Origin of the sequence: Acidipropionibacterium virtanenii (assembly GCF_003325455.1) — a bacterium.
Taxonomy (GTDB): domain Bacteria; phylum Actinomycetota; class Actinomycetes; order Propionibacteriales; family Propionibacteriaceae; genus Acidipropionibacterium; species Acidipropionibacterium virtanenii.
Genome location: NZ_CP025198.1, coordinates 2,406,326 through 2,426,168, shown reverse-complemented (window position 1 = coordinate 2,426,168; position 19,843 = coordinate 2,406,326). Strand labels below are relative to the sequence as shown.

Here is a 19,843-nt window from a genome sequence, read left to right as displayed (position 1 = left end):
GCGCGAGTTCGTCGCGCTGGGCACAGGTCTGGAGGGACCTCACATTCTTCCGTTGTGGCGCGTCTACTGTGTATGACCATGAAAAAGCCCTTCGAGCGGGCCGTGGAGCAGCACGGGGCCACCGTGCTGCGGGTCTGCCGGGCCGCGCTGGGCTCCGGACCGGACGCCGACGACGCCTGGTCGGAGACCTTCCTGTCCGCCCTTCGGGCATGGTCCGGGCTCGACGAGAGCGCCAACGTCGAGGCGTGGCTCGTACGCATCGCGCAGCGCAAGACCATCGACGTCCTCCGGGCGCGCTCCCGGCGGCCGACCCCGGTCGCCGACCCGCCCCCGCGCGCCTCCCGGCACGGCCAGCCCGGCGAGCAAGACATCTGGTCACTGGTCGGCGAGCTGCCGGAGCGGCAGCGACTGGCCATCGCCTACCACTATCTCGGAGGACTGCCGCACACCGAGACCGCCCAACTCATCGGTGGCAGCGCGGACGCCGTCCGGCGAGCCGCATCGGACGGACTGAAGAATTTGAGGAGCCGGCTCGAACCCGGCCCGGGGGAAGGACAGCACCCATGACCACCACAGACATGTTCCCCGCATCCGACGTCGATCTGGCCAGATTGCGCGATCACCTGGCCGTCGATGCTGAGGCGGCCGGCCTGCTCGACGTCTCCTACCGGACCCTCGACACCCCGATCGGCTCCATGCTCATCGCCGCAACTCGTCACGGGCTGGTTCGCGTGGCCTTCGAGGCCGAGGGATTCGACGCAGTGCTCGACAGCCTCTCCGAGCAGGTCAGTCCACGGGTTCTCGGGGCCGGGGGCCGCCTCGACGTCGTGGCATTCCAGTTCGACGAGTACTTCCGCGGGTCCCGCCGGTCCTTCGATCTCCCACTGGACAGGAGGTTGTCGCGGGGTTTCCGGAGCGAGGTGCAGGCCTGGCTGCCACACATCGGTTACGGCCAGACGCTCAGCTACAAGGAGGTCGCCGAGAAGGTCGGCCGCCCGCGTGCGGTCAGGGCGGTCGGGAGCGCGTGTGCCACCAACCCGCTGCCGGTCGTGGTGCCGTGCCACCGTGTGCTGCGCAGTGACGGCAGTCTGGGTGGGTATCTGGGCGGGTTGGAGGCCAAGCGGGCGCTGCTGGCTCTGGAGGCCTCCTGAGCGCGCTCGTCGGTCGGGAGGCGAGGGCTCCTGCCAGTCTGAGCTTCCTGTCCGCATTCCTGATCTCCATCGTCCTGGGAGCGATCAGGGGACACTTCTTCCAACTGTGGGGGCTCGGGTTCTGCTGGGAGTGGCGGAGAGTGCGCCAGCTGCTCAGCGGGAAAACGACGATGTTCCGCGATGCGCAACGTGCCAATGGCACCAAGAACGACCGGTAGAACAAGCAGATCCTCGCTGCCTTCGGGCCGGCCGAACGCGACGACGGTGCGGATCGTGCTGACCAGGTGGCCATCCGGCCAGGAAAACGTGTGAAAAGTCTGGCCATAAGTTGCTGTTGCGCGAGCCTTGACGCGGGTTTTATAGAACGTGTCAAGGCCGAACGGGCACTACGGCCGATGATGATCACCGGTGTGGCGATGGCGAGAACCGCACCGATGCGACTGCCGCGAACAGTCGCAGATCATCTGACAGGGGTCTGGGGGGACTGGGTCGCCCGGCCGGAACGCCAGGACGTTCCGGCCGGGCTGGTCACTCCAGCAGACGTTGGCCCGGTCGCGAAACCCTCCACGGACGCGACCGGGCCAAGTCGTCCCATTGCTCATTCCACCTATGCGACTCCCACCTACGCGACGCTGTTGCCGCGCCCGGTCGGGATCCTCAACTCAATCGTCCAGTCGTAGCCGGCATCATCGCTCGACCGACCACTGGCAAGTTCGCAGCCATGCCGTTCGGCCTCCTCCCTGAGTCCGCGAAGGCCGAGTCCCGTGGACTCGGCGGGGGGGACGGAGGCACCGATGGTGTTGGCGATGGCGATCGTGACCGCCTTGTCGACCGAGTCGGCACGGATGAGCACGGCGGCTCCCAGACCGCCGTGCTTGACGGCATTGGTGACGCCCTCGGTGAGGAATCTCCTGGCCATCTCGAGGTCCGCGGTACCCAACGCCAGTCCGGCTCCACCGTTGACGGACAGCGTGACACGGTCGCCGACGACACGCAGGTCCCGGGCGGCCCCCTCGATGAGATCTGGCAGGGACGCGGTGTTGGTGGGGCCCGGGGGGAAGGGGGAGGAGGGCACGGGCAGTTCATCCTCCACCGTGTCGTCCTCGGTGTCGAGGACCCTCAGTGCGTGGCGGAGCTCCTCGAGGGCCCGGCGGTTGGATCTCTCAACGGCCTCGAGGATCTCCCTGTCGGCGTCGGAGCGGCGCTCGACCGCGGTGATGTCGAACTGGGTCGCGGCCAGGGCCGCCACCGAGACGGTGAGCTCATGGGCGACGTAGTCATGCATCTCATGGGCCAGGCGCAGCCGTTCCTCACGGCGCGCCCGTTCGGCCTGCTCCCGGACCTGTCTGATGGTCTCCTCCTGATGCTGGCGCTCCGCGGAGCCGCGCAGTACCGCTCGAATCACGAGACCCAGGGCGATCGAGACCGCGAGGAGCACGATGCCCGCCCAAAAGAGCGCTTCTGGAATTGTTGGCCAGCGGAATGCAATAGCAATGACGGCGACCAACATCACTCCGGCATTGACACAGAGGAACGTGACGGCAGTGGTGGCTGTCACAACTGTGCATACGACCACGCCCACGATCGGCAGCAAACCGACCGTATAGACCGTCAGCGTGACTGGGATTGACAACCATAGCAGTACGGCCGAAGCGCGGGGGAACCAGCAGGACAGCGCCATCGCCAACGCGCACAGTACGATACGGGTGAGATCTACAGCAGATGTCAGGTCTCGAAGGTCGCTGATCGCTCTGACGAGGTCATCGGAGACGAAGAATGCGGCCAGACAGGACACAACGACGGCGATCACGCGAGGGATCGCCGTCGCGCCTGAGTCACTCGGTGACCGTACTCGGGTCGCTCCTCTCACAAGAGTGATCGGTCCGGGCTACCTGCAGATGCGAGGGAAGAAATAGCACATCATCTGGTCGATGCCCTGCGTGCTGACGGTGCCGCCGGAGGTCCCACCGACGACTGGGGCCGCATTCGCGGCGGGCGCGGACAGTGCGCCGAAGGAGGAGGCCGTGATCAGCAGAGCGACCAGGGCTGAGGCGAGACGGTGCTTCTTGTTCATTGTTGTACTCCGATCAAATTGGTGCCAGGACATGATCCGTGAGCGCTAATCGAACGGTAGCACCGATATACGGCGGGTCTCACCCTGACGCCGCAATCTGTAGGCTGCGGCCATGGGGAGATTGAGGATTCTGGTGGTCGACGACGACCAGGTGCTGCGCGACGGCCTGTCAGCGCTGATCGGCTTCGACAGCAGCCTGGGCGACAAGACGATGAGCACGGCCCGCGACGGTCAGGAGGCGTTGGTCCGGTGCATCGCCAGCCCGCCCGACCTGGTCGTGATGGACATCCGGATGCCGCGGCTGAACGGGATCGAGGCCACGCGCCGGATCGTCCGGGAACACCCCGGCGTCAAGGTGCTGGCCCTCACCACCCTCACCACCCAGGAGTACGTGGCGCCGATGCTGGCCGCCGGAGCCTCCGGCTACCTCGTCAAGGACCGCACCGATGAGCTCATCCCGGCCATCCACGCTGTGCTGGCCGACGAGTTCTACATCTCCCCGCGGGTTTCCGACGTGCTGGTGAGGATGGCCCTGGACGCGCAGGACGCCGAGAAGGCCCGTGATGAGGCCGTGGCGCCGGCACCCCGCGAGGAGAACACCTATCCGAAACTCGGACCCCAGGAACTGGCCGCCGTCCGCTGGCTGGCGCACGGCTACTCCAATGCGGAGATCGCCGATGCGATGGGCATCTCGGTGGGATCGGTGAAGTCCTACCTGGCCAAGGCCGGGGAGAAGCTCGCCACCCGCGACCGGGTCCAGCTGCTCATCCGGGCCACCGAGCTCGGCCTGGTGCATCCGGCCATCGACGGGTCAGCGCGCTGACGCCGCACTGAACCGACCGCCTCGGATCAACGGACTCGCGGCGGCGCCGTGGTCGAACGGACCGTCAGGCTGGTGGGCTTCACGATCCCGGCGGCGGGCAGGTCGCCGCCACCGGGGCCGACCCGCAGCATGACCCGCTCGGCCGCTGCGCGGGCCAGGGCGATCGGGTCCTGACGCACCGACGTCATCCGGATCATCGACCGCGCAGCGACCTCGGAGTCGTCGAAGCCCACCACCGAGACCTCATCGGGAACTCTCACGCCGCGTCTGATCAGGGTGTCGATGACGCCCAGGGCGCAGCGGTCGTTGAAGCCGACGATCGCCGTGGGAAGCCGGCCTGCGTCGAGGAGCCGCAGGGTGGCCGCCGAACCGGCGTCCTCGGTGCGTCCGGCCCCGACGGCCCGGGCCGAGTCCCGGATGCCGGCCGCCAGAACGGCGTCATGGAACCCCTCGAGTCTTTCCGGGCCTCCGGCCGATCCGGTGTCCGAGAGGTAGACGATGTCGCGGTGGCCGAGCTCGACCAGGTGATCGACCGCCAGCCGGATGCCGCCCCGCTCGTCGGAGGCCACCCAGTCGACGCGCGGGGCGTCGACCGTGCGCGCGATCGACACCACCGGCAGGTCGTCGGCGATCCGGGCCAGCCGATCGGCCGGCAGCCGCGAGGAGAGCACGATGACCGCGCCGCAGCGGTTGGCGATGAGGTCGGACAGGGCCTCCTCCTCGTCGCGGGTTTCCGAGGTCGGCGAGGTGACGATCGGGTGGGCGGCCAGGTTGACGGCGTCGTAGACACCGGCCACCACCGCTGCCTGGAAGGGCTGGTCGAGTCGGAAGGTGATGCCGATCGAGTCCCGTTGGAGGGAGCGCAGGCCTCGGGCCCGCTCGTCGCGGACGTATCCGAGGCTCCTGGCGGTCGCGAAGACCTTCTCCCGGGTCCGGGGGGAGGCCCCCGCGGCCTCCCGGAAGACGATCGAGACCAGTGCGGGGGAGACTCCCGCGGCCCGGGCCACGTCCCGCATCGTCGGCCGCCTGCTGCTGGACGGACTCTCGGACATGCCATTGCCTTCCGGTGACCGGTTCGAAACTGCTGTGCCACCTGACCGCGGTGGTCGCCCAACCCCGCACACTACGGACTAGAACGATATAGTGTCTGAGATACGGCTGGACCGCTCACCGGAGAGTCCCGTCTCGATTCAAGGAGGAATCCATGTCAGAACAGGTCCGTGTCGGCGTCATCGGCACCGGCATGATGGGCGGAGATCACGCCCGCAACCTCGCTGACGGCATTCGCGGGGCCAGGCTCACCGCCCTCGCCGACGCCGATGAGCAGCGGGCCCGGCGGCTGGCCGGCGAGGTCGGCGTCGCCGACATCTACCCGGACGGCCGACAGCTCATCGACTCGGGAGCCGTCGACGCCGTCATCGTCGCCGCCCCCGATCCTGCCCACGCCGCGTTGGTCGCCGCCTGCCTGGACGCGCGGCTGCCAGTGCTGTGCGAGAAGCCGCTGGCGCCCAACGCCGAGGCGGCTCGGGCTCTTGTCGCGCGCCAGGACGCGCTCGGCGCCGATCTCGTCACGGTCGGCTTCATGCGACGCTTCGACCCCGGCTACCAGGCGCTCAAGCAGCGCCTGGTCGAAGGCCGCGAAGGCGCCCTGCTGATGACCCACTCGGTGCATCGCAATGTCGAGGCCTACCCCGGTCAGGACAGCTCCGCCACGATCACCAACTCCGGCATCCACGAGATCGACGTCCTGCCCTGGCTGTCGGGCAGCCCGGTAGTCGGGGTCCAGTGGGCCGCCGGGAGGGCGAGTTCGCTCATCTCGGAGCGTCACGACCCCCAGTTCATGCTGCTGCGCGACGCCGCCGGGGCCCTGCACACCGTCGAGCTGGGCGTCCACCTCCAGTACGGCTACGACGTGCGCTGCGAGGCCGTCTGCGAGCGGGCCACCGTCGAGCTGCCCGCGGTGCCCGCGCTGGTGGAGCAGACGCCGGTGGTGCTCAACGCCGGCCTGGCCCGTCAGACCTTCTATCCCGAGGACTCCCGCGCCCGTTTCGCGGCGGCCTACCGGTCCGAGCTGGCCGCATGGATCGACGGGATTCGCACCGGGCGCCGTCATCCCGACGCCGCGACCGCCCGCGACGGGCTGCGGGCCAGCGCGGTGGCCGAGGCCCTGGTGGCTTCGATGAATCAGGGCGGCTCGCCCGTCGCGGTGGAGGAGGACTGACATGCGGATCTCCATGGTCACCGACTCCCTCGCCCATCTCGGATTCGAGGAACTCCTGGACACGGCCGCGGGACTGGGCATCACCCAGCTCGAGTTCCCCACCGGTGGCTGGTCCTCAGCCCCGCATCTGGATCTCGACCGGCTTCTCGCCGATGCCGGGGCCCGCAACGCGTTCTCCGACGCGCTGGAGCGGCGCGGCATCACGATCAGCGCCCTCAACGCCAACGGCAACCAGCTCCATCCGGTCATCGGGCCTCAGGTGGACAGGGTGCTGCACCGCACGGTCGACCTGGCGAGCCTGCTCGGCATCGGCACGGTGGTGTGCATGTCCGGCCTGCCGGCCGGTGCGCCGGGGGACCGCACCCCCAACTGGGTCACGACGTCCTGGCCGCCCGAGACCCAGGAGATTCTGAACCACCAGTGGAACGAAGTGGCGATCCCGTACTGGAAGGACCTCGCCGGGTACGGACGTGACAAGGGGGTGCGCTTCGCCGTCGAGATGCACGGCGATCAGCTCGTCTACAACGCGGCCACCCTGCTGCGGCTGCGCGAGGCGGTCGGAGAGACCGTCGGAGCGAACCTGGACCCCTCCCATCCGATGTGGATGGGGGCCGACCCGCTGGCGATGATCCGGGCCCTTCGGGGAGCGGTGTTCAACGTCCATGCCAAGGACTCCCGGCGTCAGCCGCAGGTCGCCGACGTCAACGGGATGCTGGACACCCAGCCTCCCGAGAGGTCCTACGACCGGTCCTGGAACTATGTCACCCTGGGCCTGGGGCACCCGGGCGGTCAGCAGTTCTGGGGACGGTTCTGCGCTGACCTGCGCGCCGGCGGGTACGACGGGCCCCTGGCCATCGAGCACGAGGACGTCGCGATGGACGCGGTGGAAGGGGTGGCGCAGACCGTGCGGCTACTCAGCGAGGTGCTGCTGGTCGGCCCGCCGAGCTGGAAGCCCCAGGCCATCTGAGTTCAGGCTCAGTCGGCGATCCTCGCGACGATCTTGCCCGCCACGTGACGACCCTCCAGGTCGTGCAGTGCGGCCGGAATCTCGTCGAGGGTCACGGTGCGCGTCACCATCGGGTCGAGGCGGCCCGCGGCCACCAGGTCCAGCAGTGCGGCCAGATCGGTCGACAGGCGCCGGTGGGCCGCGGCGTCGCCCCACTGGTAAGCGGCCCCGAGGGCCACCTCGTGGACCGAGGGGGCGATCGTCAACTCGGGCACGGTGGTGAGGTCGGGGCGTCCGTCGATGGTCACGATCCCGCCGCCGTGCACCAGTAGCTGGAGGTTCGCTGTCGCCGAGTCGCCGCCCACCGTATCGAGGATGCCGTCCACCCCGCGACCGTCAGTGAGACGTCGCACCTCCCGGACCACGTCGGTGGACCGGTAGTCGATCGGCTCGGCGCCGAGCGCGCGCAGCCTCTCGGCATTGCCGGCCGACGCCGTCGCCAGGACCCGGGCCCCGGCGATCCGTGCGAGCTGGATCGCGTAGCCGCCCACCCCGCCGGCGCCGGCCGTCACCAGGACGGTCTGCCCGGGCTCGACGTGAAGGCGATGCACGATCGCCTGGTAGGCGGTCATACCGGCGCAGGGCAGGGCCGCTGCGGAGATGTCGTCGACCCCCTCGGGGACTCTGGCGATCACCTCGGCATCGTCGGCGACGTACTCGGCGAAGGAGCCCTGCCGCCCCAGATCTCCATGACAGGCGACCCGGTCCCCGACCCGGAACTCCGAGACCCCCTCGCCGAGTTCGGCGATCACCCCTGCGCAGTCCTGGCCGAGAATGTGCGGCCAGTGCCAGGTGGGGACGCCTCCGCCTCTGGCCACCTTGTACTCGACCGGATTGAGGCCGACCGCATGGACGGCGATGAGAACCTGGCCCGCACCGGGCCGAGGCCGGGGAGCCTGCCCGACCTCAAGGGAATCGAAGCCGCCTGCGGTGGGCAGCAGCAGTGCTCTCATGGATCGTCTCCTTCTCGCGACGAGGTTCCATCCATGTCTACCGTCGACGGTCAAGCATGAGGCCCGCGGACCGGGCCGAGCTCACGGGTCTTTGTCCGAGGAAGGGTACGACCATGTATCCTCGGATTGTTCGAGTACCAGCACGTACCGGTGAACTCCAGGGGTCAGGCGTGGCCCTCGTGAGTATCGGCGCTGGTTGTACACCTCCACGAGCGGTGGCAGTGCGAGGGGGATTCACGCCATTTGCCACCGGTCGGGCCTTGATCGCCCGGGTTGATGCCGATGCCGGATCCTCGGCTGTCTTCCCGTGGTGCTGGCCGCGCCCACGCACACGTCGTGGCGACGGTCATCGTCCGACCTCTGTTGTCGATTTGTGAGGAAGACATGGTTGACCGCCCGGACACGACAGACGTGCACAGGACGAGGAAGCGCTCCCGGCGACGGTTGGAGGTGGACGACGTCACCGTCGTCGAGCCCAGGACCCTCAAGACGGCCATCGCGGGAGCCGCCGTCGGAAATCTGATGGAGTGGTACGACATCGGCGTCTACGCCTATGTCGCGGTGATCATCGGACGGATGTTCCTCGCCGACGGGTCGGACTCCGCGCGCAGCCTGTTCTCTCTGGGCGTCTTCGCGGTGACCTTCATCGCCAGACCCGTGGGCGGGATCGTGCTGGGCCAGCTCGGGGACCGGCTGGGCCGCCAGCGGGTGCTGGCATTCACCCTGACGATGATGGCATCGGCCACCTTCCTCATCGGCGTGCTGCCCGACTACTCGAAGATCGGCTTCTGGGCACCGCTGCTGCTCATCGTGCTCAAGCTGATGCAGGGCTTCTCCACCGGCGGGGAGTACGCGGGGGCGAGCACCTTCGTCACCGAGTACGCCCCCGACCGGCATCGCGCCCTGTACGCCTCGGTGCTGGACGCCGGCTCCAATCTCGGTGCGGCCATCGGTGCCCTGTTCGTCTCGCTGCTCCAGCTCAACCTCTCCGAGCAGTTCATGAACGGATGGGGCTGGCGCATCCCCTTCATGGCGGCCCTGCCCTTCGGTGCGGTGGCCATGTACTTCCGCCTCAAGGTGGAGGACACCCCGGCCTTCCAGGCCGCACAGGAGGCTCAGCGCAACGCGGACGAGGAGGCCATCCAGGCGGTCGGCGCCCCGAAGGGGGTCATCGCTCTCATCCGCGCGTACTGGCGTCAGCTGCTCACCGGGATCGTGCTGGTCGCGGCCGCCAACACCACCTTCTACGCGGTGACGACCTACATGCCGACCTACCTCACCACGACCCTGCACTACGACCCGGTGCGCGGGAACCTGCTCATCGTCCCGGTGCTGGTCATCCTGTCGGCCTGCGTGCCGTTGAGCGGCATGATGTCCGATCGGCTGGGCCGCAAGCGGGTGCTTCAGATCGCCGCATTGAGCGCGATCGTCGGATCGGTGCCCGCCTTCCTGCTGCTCATGCACGGCTCCACATGGTCCACCTTCTTCGGCCTGCTCATCCTGGCGGCGCCGGTGGCGCTCTACCTGGCCAACCTGGCCGCCTCCCTGCCGGCCCTGTTCCCGACCGAGTCGCGCTACGGCGGCATGGGGATCACCTACAACATCTCGGTCGCGCTGTTCGCGGGCACCGCGCCTTTCATCATGCAGTCCCTGGTCACGCTCACCGGCCAGCCCCTGGCCCCGGCCTTCTGGATCATGCTCACCTCGGTGGCCGGGTTGTGCGCAGCCGGCTACATGAGGGAGTCCGCGCGCCGGCCGATGCCCGGAGCGATGCCGACCGTGGCGACCCGGGAGGAGGCCAGACAGCTCGTGGCCACCCAGGACACCAACCCGGATCTGGACCTCGACGAGCTCTCGGATCTGCTCGCCGCCGGGGACCGTCAACAGCTCCAGGGCGCGTCCTGAGCTCCGGGCACCCGGTTCTCTGATTCCCGACAGGCGAGACGGGACGCAGCGTTCTCACCCGCTGATGATCTAGCCTGACCGCTTCAGAGCTGTATCCACGATTGTGATGCATGACAGGGCGGCGCGTATGGGGGCCGTCGCACCCAGAGGGGGAGGCCGCCGTCCTCGGATTCCGGCGTCCCGCACCGTGAACGGCAGGAAGCAGATCATCATGACAAGTACCAGCACAACGGGCGGGGCAGCATCCTCCGGACCTGGGAGTCCGGAGAGACGGCGGCTTCAGGTGGACGACGTCACCGTGGTGGAACCGGCCGTTCTGCGGAAGACGATCGCCGGGACGATCGTCGGGAACCTGATGGAGTGGTACGACATCGGGGTCTACGGGTATGTGGCGGTGATCATCGGCAGAATGTTCCTGCCGGGGAGCTCCGAGACAGCCCAGAACCTGTTCTCCCTGGGCGTCTTCGCGGTGACCTTCATCGCCAGGCCGCTGGGCGGCGTCGTGCTGGGCCAGTTGGGAGACCGGCTGGGGCGCCAGAAGGTGCTCGCCTTCACACTGCTGATGATGGCCTCGGCGACCTTCCTCATCGGCGTGCTGCCCGACTACCGGACCATCGGTGTCTGGGCTCCGATCCTGCTCATCGTGCTCAAGCTGGTGCAGGGCTTCTCCACCGGCGGGGAGTACGCCGGGGCCACGACCTTCGTCACCGAGTTCGCACCCGACCGGCGCCGCGGCTACCTCGCCGCGCTGCTGGACCTCGGCTCCTACCTGGGGTTCGCCGCCGGGGCCGCGATGGTCTCGGTGATGCAGCTGCTGGTAACCGACTCCTTCATGGACAGCTGGGGATGGCGCATACCGTTCATGCTGGCGCTGCCCTTCGGCGCTGTGGCGCTGTACTTCCGCTCCCGGATCGAGGAGACGCCGGCCTTCAAGGAGGCGCAGCGGTTGGAGCAGGCCGAGGTGATGGAGGGCCCGAAGGGCGTGGGGGAGCTGATCAGCGCCTACTGGCGGGAGCTCCTCGTCGCCATCATCCTGGTGGCCGCCGCCAACACGGCCGGATATGCGCTCACCAGCTACATGCCCACCTATCTCACGACGACCCTCCACTACAGCGAGACCCACGGCACCCTTCTGACCCTGCCGGTGCTGGTCATCATGTCGCTGTGCATTCCGCTGGCCGGCGCGCTCTCGGACCGGATCGGGCGTCGTGCCGTGCTGCGGATGGCATCGATCGGCGGGATCGTGCTGGCGGTCCCGGCCTTCCTGCTGATGATGCACGGGGCGGTGTGGTCGACGCTGCTGGGGCTCTTCGTGCTCTCGGTGCCGGTCGCCCTCTACGTCTCGAACCTCGCCTCGTGCCTGCCCTCGCTCTTCCCGACCTCCTCGCGCTACGGCGGGATGGGCATCTCCTACAACATCGCCGCAGCGATGTTCTCCGGCACCGCGCCGTTCATCATGGAGTCCCTGGTGGCGCTCACCAAGCAGGCTCTGGCGCCGGCCTTCTGGGTGATCTTCACCTCCATCGCCGGTTTCGTGGTGGTCTTCTTCCTGCCCGAGTCCGCCCGGAGGCCGCTCCCCGGGTCGATGCCCGCGGTCTCCAGCATCGAGGAGGCCCGGGATCTGGTGGACGGCCAGGATGACAACCCCGATCTCGACATCGAGGATCTGTTCCGCCGCGTCGAGGATGACCACGGGACCGTCAAGAGCCGTTGAGCGAGAGCCGCAGGACGGCACGGATGGGTGCAGAGCGTAGCCGCGTCGTCCGCCGCTTAATTGATTGCATAATGATGCAATAATGAAAGTGTGATGAGGATCCTCCGGCACCGCGTCTACGGATGCCTGTTCGCGGCCCAGGTGATCTCCCTGCTGGGTACCGGCCTGGCGACCGTCGCGCTCAGCCTGGTCGCCTACGACCTGGCCGGGGGCCGCGCCGGCCTGATGATGGGGGCCGTGCTGGCGGTCAAGATGGTGGCCTATGTGGTGATCGCGCCGCTGGCGTCGGCCGCACTGTCGAGGATCCCGCGGCGGTGGGTGCTCATCGGCTCAGATGCGCTGAGGATGGTGGCCGCTCTGGGGTTGCCGTTCGTCACCCGGATGTGGCAGATCTTCGTGCTGGTCTTCATCCTCCAGGCGGCGTCGGCCACCTTCACGCCGACCTTCCAGGCCGTCATCCCCGTGGTGCTTCCCGACGAGGAGGACTACACCGACGCCCTGTCCCTCTCGCGACTGGCCACCGATCTGGAGTCGATCGCCTCCCCGATGCTGGCTGCCGCCCTCCTGCTGATCGTTCCGGGCAGCGCCCTGTTCTTCGGCACCGCGATCGGCTTCGTCGGATCGACCTGCCTGGTGCTGGCCTCCGCGCTACCGACGGGTCTGGGACTGTCCCATGAGGCCGACGGGCCCGATCCGCCCTTCGGTCAGCGCGCCCGATCCGGAGTCGTCGCCTTCTTCACCAGTCCCTCACTGCGCCCGATCCTGGTGCTCAACATGGCGGTGGCGGCCGCCGTGGCCTTCGTCCTGGTGCAGACGGTGGTCGTCGTCCGCTCCGACCTCGGACTCCCCGAGTCCTGGGTGGCGGTCTTCCTGGGCATCAACGGGGCCGGTTCGATGATCACCGCACTGTGCCTGCCGCGCATCCTGCGAAGAGTTCCGGAGCGCAGCGTCATGCTGCGGGCCGGGATCCTGCTTCCGGCCGGGGTGCTGGCCGCCGGCCTGCTGCTCCCGATGGCGGGATCCGGACGGGTGAGGATCGTCCTGGCCGCCCTGTGGTTTCTCATCGGGGCGGGCTGGTCGGGAGTGGAGACCCCGATGGCCCGGATCATCCGTCGCGCCGTGCGGGCCGACCAGCTGCCGGCCGCCTTCGCCGCACAGTTCTCCCTGTCCCACGCGTGCTGGCTGATCAGTTATCCGCTCGCAGGGCTCCTGGGACAGTGGGGGCTGACGCCGGCCGCAGTCGTCCTGGCGGTCCTCGCGGCGGCGTCGTTGGTGGCCGGTAGGCTCATGTGGGGACCGGTGGACCGGCCGGTGATCGAGGAGGTCCGGGTATGACGGAGCAGGCTCGCGACGGTGAGCCGGGCAGTGACGTCGCGCATGATCGTGGCGAGATCCCCGAGGCGGCGGTCGTCGACCACGCCGTCACCGTGCTGCGGCTGCTGGCCGACCGGACCCGGTTGGCGATCCTGAGCATGCTCGACGGTACCGAGATGTCGGTGACGTCGATCGCCGAGGCACTCGGACGCCCGGTACCCGCCGTCTCCCAGCACCTGGCCCGGCTTCGCGCCGCAGGAGTGGTCACGGTGCGACGGCAGGGCACAACGGTCTTCTACGGGCAGCCCGACGAGCACCTGGCGGCCCTGGTGCGAAACACTCTTCAGCTGAGCGAGCACGCCCTCTACACGGTGCCCCCGCACCACCGCCGGTAGAATCCGGACATGACCGGGCCGGCGCGAACAGTGCAGGAATACTGGACCCGGCAGCTGGATCTCATGTGGTCTCTGCCGGCCGCCGTGATCGCGCGCGAGCCCGACTCGATCCACGACCTGCGAGCCGCCGGAAGACGTCTCCGATCGACGATCAGGGTCTTCGAACCACTGCTGCGCCGCACGCCGTCAGCGCATCTGACGGCCGAGCTCAGCTGGTACAACGGGGTCCTCGGAGCGGCCCGCGACGCCGAGGTGATCGCCGAGCAGCTGAGCATCCTTCCGGACTTCGGGCGACGACGGGAGATCCTGGCCCGGCTGGTCGATCAGATGCTCGCCTCTCGTCGTGCCGGCCGGCTCCTCGATGACCTTGACGGCTTCATCGGCTCCGCCTGGCGGGGTGCGGTCCGTCCGGGGGAGGACCTCCTGCTCGTCCGTCTCGACCGGGCCGAGCGCAGAGTCGCCGACGCCTGGCGGTCGGTGCTCGCCGGTCCCGACGACCTCGCCGCTGCCGAGCACCGGCTGCGTCGTCGCGCCAAGACGGCCCGGTACGCGCTGGAGGCCTTGGGCGGAACCGTTGACGAGTCCGGCGACCGCGTCGCCGGATATGCCGGGCTGGCCGCTCTGCTGGGCGTCATGCAGGACGCGGTGGTCATCCGGCACGCACTCGGGCCTGACGTCCCGGAGGCCGCAGAAGCCCTGCTGGCCGGTCAGGACGTCCGTGCTCGGCGGGCGCGCGAGGGCCTGCCCGCGGCGGTGCGGGACGCCCTGCCGGAAAGTCTGAACCGACAGTTCCGTGTGGCAGAATGAGGGTCGTTGCGCTGGCCGAGTTCAGGATGAGGTTGAGTAACCGGAAATGTCGCCGTTAGCCCCGAATGATGTGCTCTCCCGACTCGTCGGGCATCGCCTCCGCTCCCTCGAGGTCGCGCTGGGGGAACCCCTCCGCCTGTGCTTCGACCGGCCGGGGGCCCGGTCGCCCAGGCTGGTTCTGAGCTGCCGCTCGTGGCCGGACGTCGAACGGTCCGGTGGTACCTGGCGCGACGGCGATCTCGGCTTCACCGACGTCCTGCGCAGTCTGCTGGGGACCACCGTGCTGTCGACCGCCGAGCGGACCGAACTGGGGTTGCGCATCCAGTTCGCCCATGGGGCGTTGATCATCAACCCGCGCCGGGCCGATCCCAGCGCCGAGATCGCCCAGCTCTCGGGCTTCGCCGATGGCCGCTGGATGGCCTGGTGGCCCGGCGACTACGCCTTCGAGAATCTCATCTGATCCGGGCCAGGCCGATCAGCTCGCGCAGATCGGCGATGACCAGGCAGCCCTCCGGCAGCGCGTCGGGCGGCGTCGTGGCCCCGGGGTCCAGAAGGACACCCCTGGTCCCGGACGCCTGAGCGGCCAGGACGTCGATAGGTCTGTCGCCCACGCACAGGACCGCGTCGGGATCCAGCCCGTGGCGGTCCATCAGCAGCAGGTTCATCGCCGGATCGGGCTTGCGGGGCAGACCGTCGGGAGCACAGACCAGATCGTCGATCTCGATCCCCAGCGCGGTCACCAGTGCTTCGGCGCTGGTGCGGTCGCGGTGGGTCGCGACCAGATTCAGCCCGCCTGAGCCATGCACCGCGGCCAGCACCTCGCGCGCCCCATCCATCAGCGGGGCGGGATGCTCGCTCCAGCGCTGCTTGAGTTCGTCGTAGGCCCGTTGCAGTGCATCGGGGGACACCCGGTGGCGCTCGGAGAGGACGCCGATCGCATGGGCGATCGACTCCTGACGCAGCTCAGCCACCTCGTGAAGGCGGGCAGCCGTGACGCCCTCGCCCCACACGGCCCCGGCCAGAGTGCGATCGACCTCGGGATAGGTGTCGATGAGGGTGCCGCCCATGTCCCAGATGACGTTCATCAGGCTGATTCTAGAAGGGCGCGCGTATGCTCGGCGGCCGTGACTGCCGAACATGAGGTCGATCCCTGGGCCATGCAGCTGGTCGTGCTGCGCGACAGGCATCATCCCGCTCGCCAGATCGACGTCTGCGAGGCCGCGGCCAGGGCCGTCGTCGCCCTGCTCGACGATCCCCGCGCCGCCGAGGGCGGCCCGTGGTACGCGTCGGTCCGGCGCTGGAACGACAACCGGATCCGCAAGCTCGTCCGCCGCGCCGACGGCAAGCGCTGGGACGACGTCCAGCTGCTGGACGGAGTGACCATGACCCAGGACGCACCCGCACTCGACGGCTCCGTGGATTTCGGGCCCGCCGCGGTGCGCGCCTTCGTCCCCGCCCCGGTACGACCGCTGCCCAAGGCCCTCGACAAGCTGCAGGTCTCGGGAACCCACTTCCCCGACGTGGGCACCAGCTCCAGCGCCGGCGCGGTGGTCACCGTCGAGATCAACCCCGGCATCGAGATCACCACCGGCAAGGCCGCCGCCCAGTGCGGTCACGCGGCCCAGATCGCCCGCGAGAGGATGGACGACGGCACCTTACGGCGGTGGCGCGAGGACGGTTTCAGGGTCCACGTCCTCACTCCTGACCCCGAGCAGTGGCGGCGTGAGGGACGGCCGGTCTCGATCACCGACGCCGGATTCACCGAGCTGGACGGTCCCACCGAGACCACCCGAGCCTCCTGGTGATAACTCCCCCTGCACATCTGACAGCGTGCGGCTCGACTAGCATTCGGGCATGGCACAGCTACTCCTCACCGCAGTCGGAGCGGACCGGCCGGGGATCGTCTCCTCTGTCGCCGCCAAGGTCGCCGAGCACGGCGGGAACTGGTTGGAGAGCCGGATGGCTCTGCTGGCCGGTGCCTTCGCCGGCATCATCCTGGTAGATATACCGGAGGAGCGGGCCCCCGGGTTGCGCGAGAGCCTGCTGTCCCTGAAGGCCGAGGGCCTCGCCATCACCGTGACACCCACCGCGCCGGTGAAGTCCCACGACCAGACAGTGCTGTCTGTGCGGCTCATCGGCCACGATCATCCCGGTATCGTCAGCCAGGTCACCGGTGCCATGGCCCGCCTCGGGGTCACCATCGACGACCTCGACACCGAGCTGCGCGACGCCCCGATGGGCGACGGCGTGCTCTTCGAGGCCGAGGCGCGGGTACGCATCACCACCGCCACCACGCAGGACGATCTGCGCGAGGCCCTCGAATCGATCGCCGGTGAGCTGATGGTCGACATCGACCTGGTCGACGTCTCCTGACCTCGGTGCACGACATCGGGCCGGGTTGACTCCGCCCCGTAGCCTTGGCCCATGAGGACGCGACTCGTCACAGGAATCAGCGCCATGGTCGTCGCCTCGGCGATGATCTCGGCCTGCGGGAGCAACGCGGGCACGGGGCCTGAAGTCACCGCGTCGAGCACCCCGGCACCCGTGAGCACGACTCCTACCGCTGCCACGCCCACCGCAACGGCTCCTTCTGCGTCGGCCTCGACGCCCGGCGCGGCCACCGGATCGGTGACGGTCAGCAGAACCCTCGCCCAGGGTCTCAACGTGCCGTGGGGGCTGGCGCGTACAGGCTCGGGCGACCTCTTCGTCACGTCCAGAGACACCGGCCGGATCACCCTGATCAACCTCGCCAGTGGACGGACGACGGCCGTCGGCACCGTCGCCCAGGCGGTGAGCAATGCGAGCTCCGGAGGGGAGGCCGGGCTGCTCGGCATCGCACTGTCGCCGAAGTTCGCCACCGACCACCAGCTCTTCGTCTACTACTCGACCGCCTCAGACAACCGGATCTCACGCTTCACCTACACACCGACGGCCGCGGCGGGCAGTCGGCTGAGCGGCCAGAAGGTGATCCTGTCGGGGATCCCGCAGGCCGTCCATCACAACGGCGGACAGCTCGCCTTCGGACCCGACGGCATGCTCTACGCCAGCACCGGCGACGCCTCCGAGAGCTCACGGGCCCAGGACCGTTCCGACCTGGGCGGCAAGATCCTGCGAATGACGACCGACGGGAAGCCCGCGGCCGGCAATCCGTTCTCCGGGTCGCTGGTGTGGACCCTGGGCCACCGCAACGTCCAGGGCCTGGCCTGGGACGCCGGGGGGAGGATGTGGGCCTCCGAGTTCGGCGACAAGACCGCTGACGAACTCAATCTCATCGCCAAGGGCCGCAACTACGGCTGGCCGGACTCCGAGGGCAGGGGCTCGACGTCGGGCGCCACAGACCCGGTGGCCCAGTGGGGCACCGAGGAGGACTCGCCCAGTGGGATCGCCATCGCCGGTGGCACGGTGTGGATGGCGGCCCTCAAGGGCGAGAGGCTGTGGAGGATCCCGCTCAACGGGCAGAGGCTCGTCGCCCGGCCCGCCGACTTCCTCACCGAGAAGTACGGGCGGCTGCGCAGCGTGATGGCCCTCGGCGACCACACTCTGCTGGTGACCACCAGCAACACCGACGGGCGCCAGACCCCCGGTTCCGGGGACGACAGAATCCTGATGCTCACCGTGCGGTGACCCTTCCCTCGGAGGACGGGGGCGGAATTCATCAGGGCTGGCGCGGGTTATAGCGTGAATGTGAGGACATGAAGCCTCATCTTTCGACGTCAAGGAGCACCTATGGTTCACCTGTCCGGAACTGACCTCGATATCCGTCCGCTCGCCCTGGGCGGCAACACCTTCGGCTGGACCAGCGACGAGAAGGAGTCCTTCGCCGTCCTGGATGCCTTCACCGCAGCAGGTGGGAGCTTCATCGACACCGCTGACGGCTACTCCGCATGGGCGCCGGGCAACCACGGTGGGGAGTCCGAGACCGTCATCGGCCACTGGCTGAAGGCCGGCGGGAAGCGCGATGACGTCGTCATCGCCTCCAAGGTCGCCACCCACCCGCAGTTCAAAGGCCTGTCCCCGGCCAATATCGCCGCGGCCGCCGATGCCTCGCTGACCCGCCTGGGTACCGATCACATCGACCTCTACTACGCCCACTTCGACGACGACACCCAGAGCGTGGCCGACATGGCCGCCGCCTTCGACGCCCTGGTGAAGGCCGGCAAGATCCGCTACATCGGTCTGTCGAACTTCTCGGTCGCCCGTGAGCGGGAATGGTTCGAGGTCGCCGAGCAGCAGGGCCTGGCCCTGCCGGTCGCCCTCCAGCCGCAGTACAACCTGCTGCACCGCGGCGACGTCGAGGGCGGCGACGGATATGGCGCGCTGGCCGCCGAGAAGAACCTGTCGGTCTTCTCCTACTTCTCCCTGGCGTCCGGATTCCTCACCGGCAAGTACCGGACCGCCGAGAACCTCAAGGGCGCGGCGCGCGAGGGCATGATCGAGGCCTACCTGCCCGACGAGGCCGCCCAGGAGAGCGCCTTCGCCGTCGTGGGTGCCGAGCGCGAGATCGCCGCCGCCCACGCAGTGGAGGTGACCAGCGTGTCACTGGCCTGGCTGCTCGCCAGGGGAGTGACCGCCCCGATCGCCTCCGCCCGGGTGCCCGAGCAACTGCCGGCACTGCTGGCCTCCACCGAGCTCACCCTGACGGCCTCCGAGCTCGAGACCCTCGACACGGCCTCCCAGGGCTTCGTCCGGGCCGCCTGACACATCCCGAGCGCGGCGCGGCGGGGCCCTGCGGCCCCGCCGCGCTGTTCGTCTGCGGCGCAAGTTGTTGCCGAGCACGGTCGGCGCCACAAGAATTGCGGCATGGCCACAACGAATTTCAAGGGAAATCCCGTCCACACCGTCGGAGAGCTGCCCGCGGTCGGCTCCACCGTGCCCTCCATCACCCTCGCCGGAAACGACCTCGGTGACGTGACCAGCGACGCGCTGGCCGGCAGGAAAGTCATCTTCAACATCTTCCCGAGCGTCGACACCGGCGTGTGTGCGGCCAGCGTCCGCACCTTCAACCAGGAGGCCGCCGGGCTCGACGACACCACTGTGGTCTGCGTGTCGAAGGATCTGCCATTCGCACAGGGCCGCTTCTGCGGAGCCGAGGGGATCAGCAACGTGACGGTCGCCTCCGCCTTCCGCTCCAGCTTCGGCGAGGATTTCGGCGTCACCCAGGCCGATGGCCCGATGGCCGGACTGCTGGCCCGCGCCGTGGTCGTCACCGACGCCTCCGGCAAGGTCGTCTACACCGAGCTGGTTCCCGAGATCACCACCGAACCCGACTACGCATCGGCCCTGGAGGCCGCCGAGAAGGCCTGAGAGCCGGGACCGGGTGGCCTCTCGTAACGAGGGGGCGTTGAATAGGGCGCTGGGCCGTCGAGTGGCGGCGCGGAAGGAGCACGCACTTGTCAACGGACACCCAGGCCACCCATGCCGGCTCCTCGGCCGACGGCGGACAGACGCCCACCGAGGCCTCGCCGGGCCTCCGGCGGGGC

At 68.8% G+C, this 19,843-nt stretch carries 21 protein-coding genes; 16 read left to right on the top strand and 5 right to left on the bottom strand.

What is annotated here, in order from left to right; translation table 11 throughout:
* The first annotated feature begins 78 nt into the window (after positions 1–78).
* On the top strand, positions 79–567 hold the full coding sequence (locus JS278_RS11190) for an RNA polymerase sigma factor (RefSeq protein WP_245935094.1): 489 nt from the start codon (positions 79–81) through the stop codon (positions 565–567).
* A complete protein-coding gene (locus tag JS278_RS11185) occupies positions 564–1,151 on the top strand; it encodes a methylated-DNA--[protein]-cysteine S-methyltransferase (RefSeq protein WP_114045261.1) in 588 nt (195 codons plus the stop codon). Before JS278_RS11190 ends, JS278_RS11185 begins: the two co-directional genes overlap by 4 nt.
* A 622-nt stretch (positions 1,152–1,773) precedes the next feature.
* On the opposite strand, the gene JS278_RS11180 is transcribed toward JS278_RS11185, so the two are convergent.
* Both JS278_RS11180 and JS278_RS11175 read right to left on the bottom strand, forming a co-directional pair.
* A complete protein-coding gene (locus JS278_RS11180; protein ID WP_181833708.1) occupies positions 1,774–2,589 on the bottom strand; it encodes a sensor histidine kinase in 816 nt (271 codons plus the stop codon).
* 450 nt (positions 2,590–3,039) lie between these two features.
* The gene (locus tag JS278_RS11175; RefSeq protein WP_114045259.1) at positions 3,040–3,225 is read right to left on the bottom strand and encodes a hypothetical protein; all 186 of its coding nucleotides are present in this window, start codon (positions 3,223–3,225) and stop codon (positions 3,040–3,042) included.
* A 112-nt stretch (positions 3,226–3,337) separates the two neighbouring features.
* Here JS278_RS11175 and JS278_RS11170 point away from each other — a divergent pair, with 112 nt between their 5' ends.
* The gene (locus JS278_RS11170; protein WP_114045258.1) at positions 3,338–4,048 is read left to right on the top strand and encodes a response regulator transcription factor; all 711 of its coding nucleotides are present in this window, start codon (positions 3,338–3,340) and stop codon (positions 4,046–4,048) included.
* A 26-nt stretch (positions 4,049–4,074) separates the two neighbouring features.
* On the opposite strand, the gene JS278_RS11165 is transcribed toward JS278_RS11170, so the two are convergent.
* Positions 4,075–5,100 (bottom strand): LacI family DNA-binding transcriptional regulator, encoded by a 1,026-nt coding sequence (locus tag JS278_RS11165; RefSeq protein WP_114045257.1) that lies wholly within the window; start codon positions 5,098–5,100, stop codon positions 4,075–4,077.
* A 152-nt stretch (positions 5,101–5,252) separates the two neighbouring features.
* Between JS278_RS11165 and JS278_RS11160 the strand changes: the two genes are divergently transcribed.
* Entirely contained in the window at positions 5,253–6,269 is a 1,017-nt protein-coding gene (locus tag JS278_RS11160) for a Gfo/Idh/MocA family protein (RefSeq protein ID WP_114045256.1), read from the top strand.
* Position 6,270: 1 nt separating this feature from the next.
* Positions 6,271–7,236: a sugar phosphate isomerase/epimerase family protein gene (locus JS278_RS11155; protein ID WP_114045255.1), complete on the top strand. Its 966-nt coding sequence runs from the start codon at positions 6,271–6,273 to the stop codon at positions 7,234–7,236.
* Positions 7,237–7,244: 8 nt separating this feature from the next.
* Here JS278_RS11155 and JS278_RS11150 read toward each other — a convergent pair whose 3' ends face one another.
* Positions 7,245–8,228 carry a zinc-binding dehydrogenase gene (locus JS278_RS11150; RefSeq protein WP_114045254.1) on the bottom strand — a complete coding sequence of 328 codons (984 nt, stop codon included), beginning with the start codon at positions 8,226–8,228 and terminating at the stop codon, positions 7,245–7,247.
* Positions 8,229–8,639: 411 nt separating this feature from the next.
* Here JS278_RS11150 and JS278_RS11145 point away from each other — a divergent pair, with 411 nt between their 5' ends.
* The 6 genes from JS278_RS11145 (at position 8,640) to JS278_RS11120 (ending at position 14,823) form a co-directional block, all read left to right on the top strand.
* Positions 8,640–10,133, top strand: a complete 1,494-nt coding sequence (locus JS278_RS11145; protein ID WP_245935093.1) for an MFS transporter — start codon at positions 8,640–8,642, stop codon at positions 10,131–10,133.
* A 283-nt stretch (positions 10,134–10,416) separates the two neighbouring features.
* Positions 10,417–11,847 carry an MFS transporter gene (locus tag JS278_RS11140; RefSeq protein ID WP_245935092.1) on the top strand — a complete coding sequence of 477 codons (1,431 nt, stop codon included), beginning with the start codon at positions 10,417–10,419 and terminating at the stop codon, positions 11,845–11,847.
* Between the two features lie 93 nt (positions 11,848–11,940).
* Positions 11,941–13,182, top strand: a complete 1,242-nt coding sequence (locus JS278_RS11135; RefSeq protein ID WP_114045252.1) for an MFS transporter — start codon at positions 11,941–11,943, stop codon at positions 13,180–13,182.
* On the top strand, positions 13,179–13,556 hold the full coding sequence (locus JS278_RS11130; protein WP_114045251.1) for an ArsR/SmtB family transcription factor: 378 nt from the start codon (positions 13,179–13,181) through the stop codon (positions 13,554–13,556). The genes JS278_RS11135 and JS278_RS11130 overlap by 4 nt, the downstream gene beginning before the upstream one ends.
* Positions 13,557–13,565: 9 nt before the next feature.
* Entirely contained in the window at positions 13,566–14,363 is a 798-nt protein-coding gene (locus JS278_RS11125) for a CHAD domain-containing protein (RefSeq protein ID WP_114045250.1), read from the top strand.
* A gap of 70 nt (positions 14,364–14,433) precedes the next feature.
* Positions 14,434–14,823, top strand: a complete 390-nt coding sequence (locus tag JS278_RS11120) for a hypothetical protein (RefSeq protein WP_114045249.1) — start codon at positions 14,434–14,436, stop codon at positions 14,821–14,823.
* On the opposite strand, the gene JS278_RS11115 is transcribed toward JS278_RS11120, so the two are convergent.
* On the bottom strand, positions 14,816–15,448 hold the full coding sequence (locus JS278_RS11115; protein WP_245935091.1) for an HAD-IA family hydrolase: 633 nt from the start codon (positions 15,446–15,448) through the stop codon (positions 14,816–14,818). The genes JS278_RS11120 and JS278_RS11115 overlap by 8 nt on opposite strands.
* A 72-nt stretch (positions 15,449–15,520) precedes the next feature.
* On the opposite strand from JS278_RS11115, the gene JS278_RS11110 reads away from it, so the two are divergent.
* The 5 genes from JS278_RS11110 to tpx all read left to right on the top strand — a co-directional run bounded on the left by JS278_RS11110 (position 15,521) and on the right by tpx (position 19,667).
* The gene (locus JS278_RS11110) at positions 15,521–16,168 is read left to right on the top strand and encodes an aminoacyl-tRNA hydrolase (RefSeq protein WP_114046285.1); all 648 of its coding nucleotides are present in this window, start codon (positions 15,521–15,523) and stop codon (positions 16,166–16,168) included.
* A gap of 49 nt (positions 16,169–16,217) precedes the next feature.
* A complete protein-coding gene (locus tag JS278_RS11105; RefSeq protein WP_114045248.1) occupies positions 16,218–16,736 on the top strand; it encodes a glycine cleavage system transcriptional repressor in 519 nt (172 codons plus the stop codon).
* 51 nt (positions 16,737–16,787) lie between these two features.
* Positions 16,788–17,987 carry a PQQ-dependent sugar dehydrogenase gene (locus JS278_RS11100; RefSeq protein ID WP_245935090.1) on the top strand — a complete coding sequence of 400 codons (1,200 nt, stop codon included), beginning with the start codon at positions 16,788–16,790 and terminating at the stop codon, positions 17,985–17,987.
* A gap of 102 nt (positions 17,988–18,089) precedes the next feature.
* Complete coding sequence (locus JS278_RS11095; protein ID WP_114045246.1) at positions 18,090–19,061, top strand: aldo/keto reductase; 972 nt, start codon at positions 18,090–18,092, stop codon at positions 19,059–19,061.
* Between the two features lie 102 nt (positions 19,062–19,163).
* Entirely contained in the window at positions 19,164–19,667 is a 504-nt protein-coding gene (tpx, locus tag JS278_RS11090) for a thiol peroxidase (RefSeq protein ID WP_114045245.1), read from the top strand.
* The last annotated feature ends 176 nt before the right edge of the window (positions 19,668–19,843 follow it).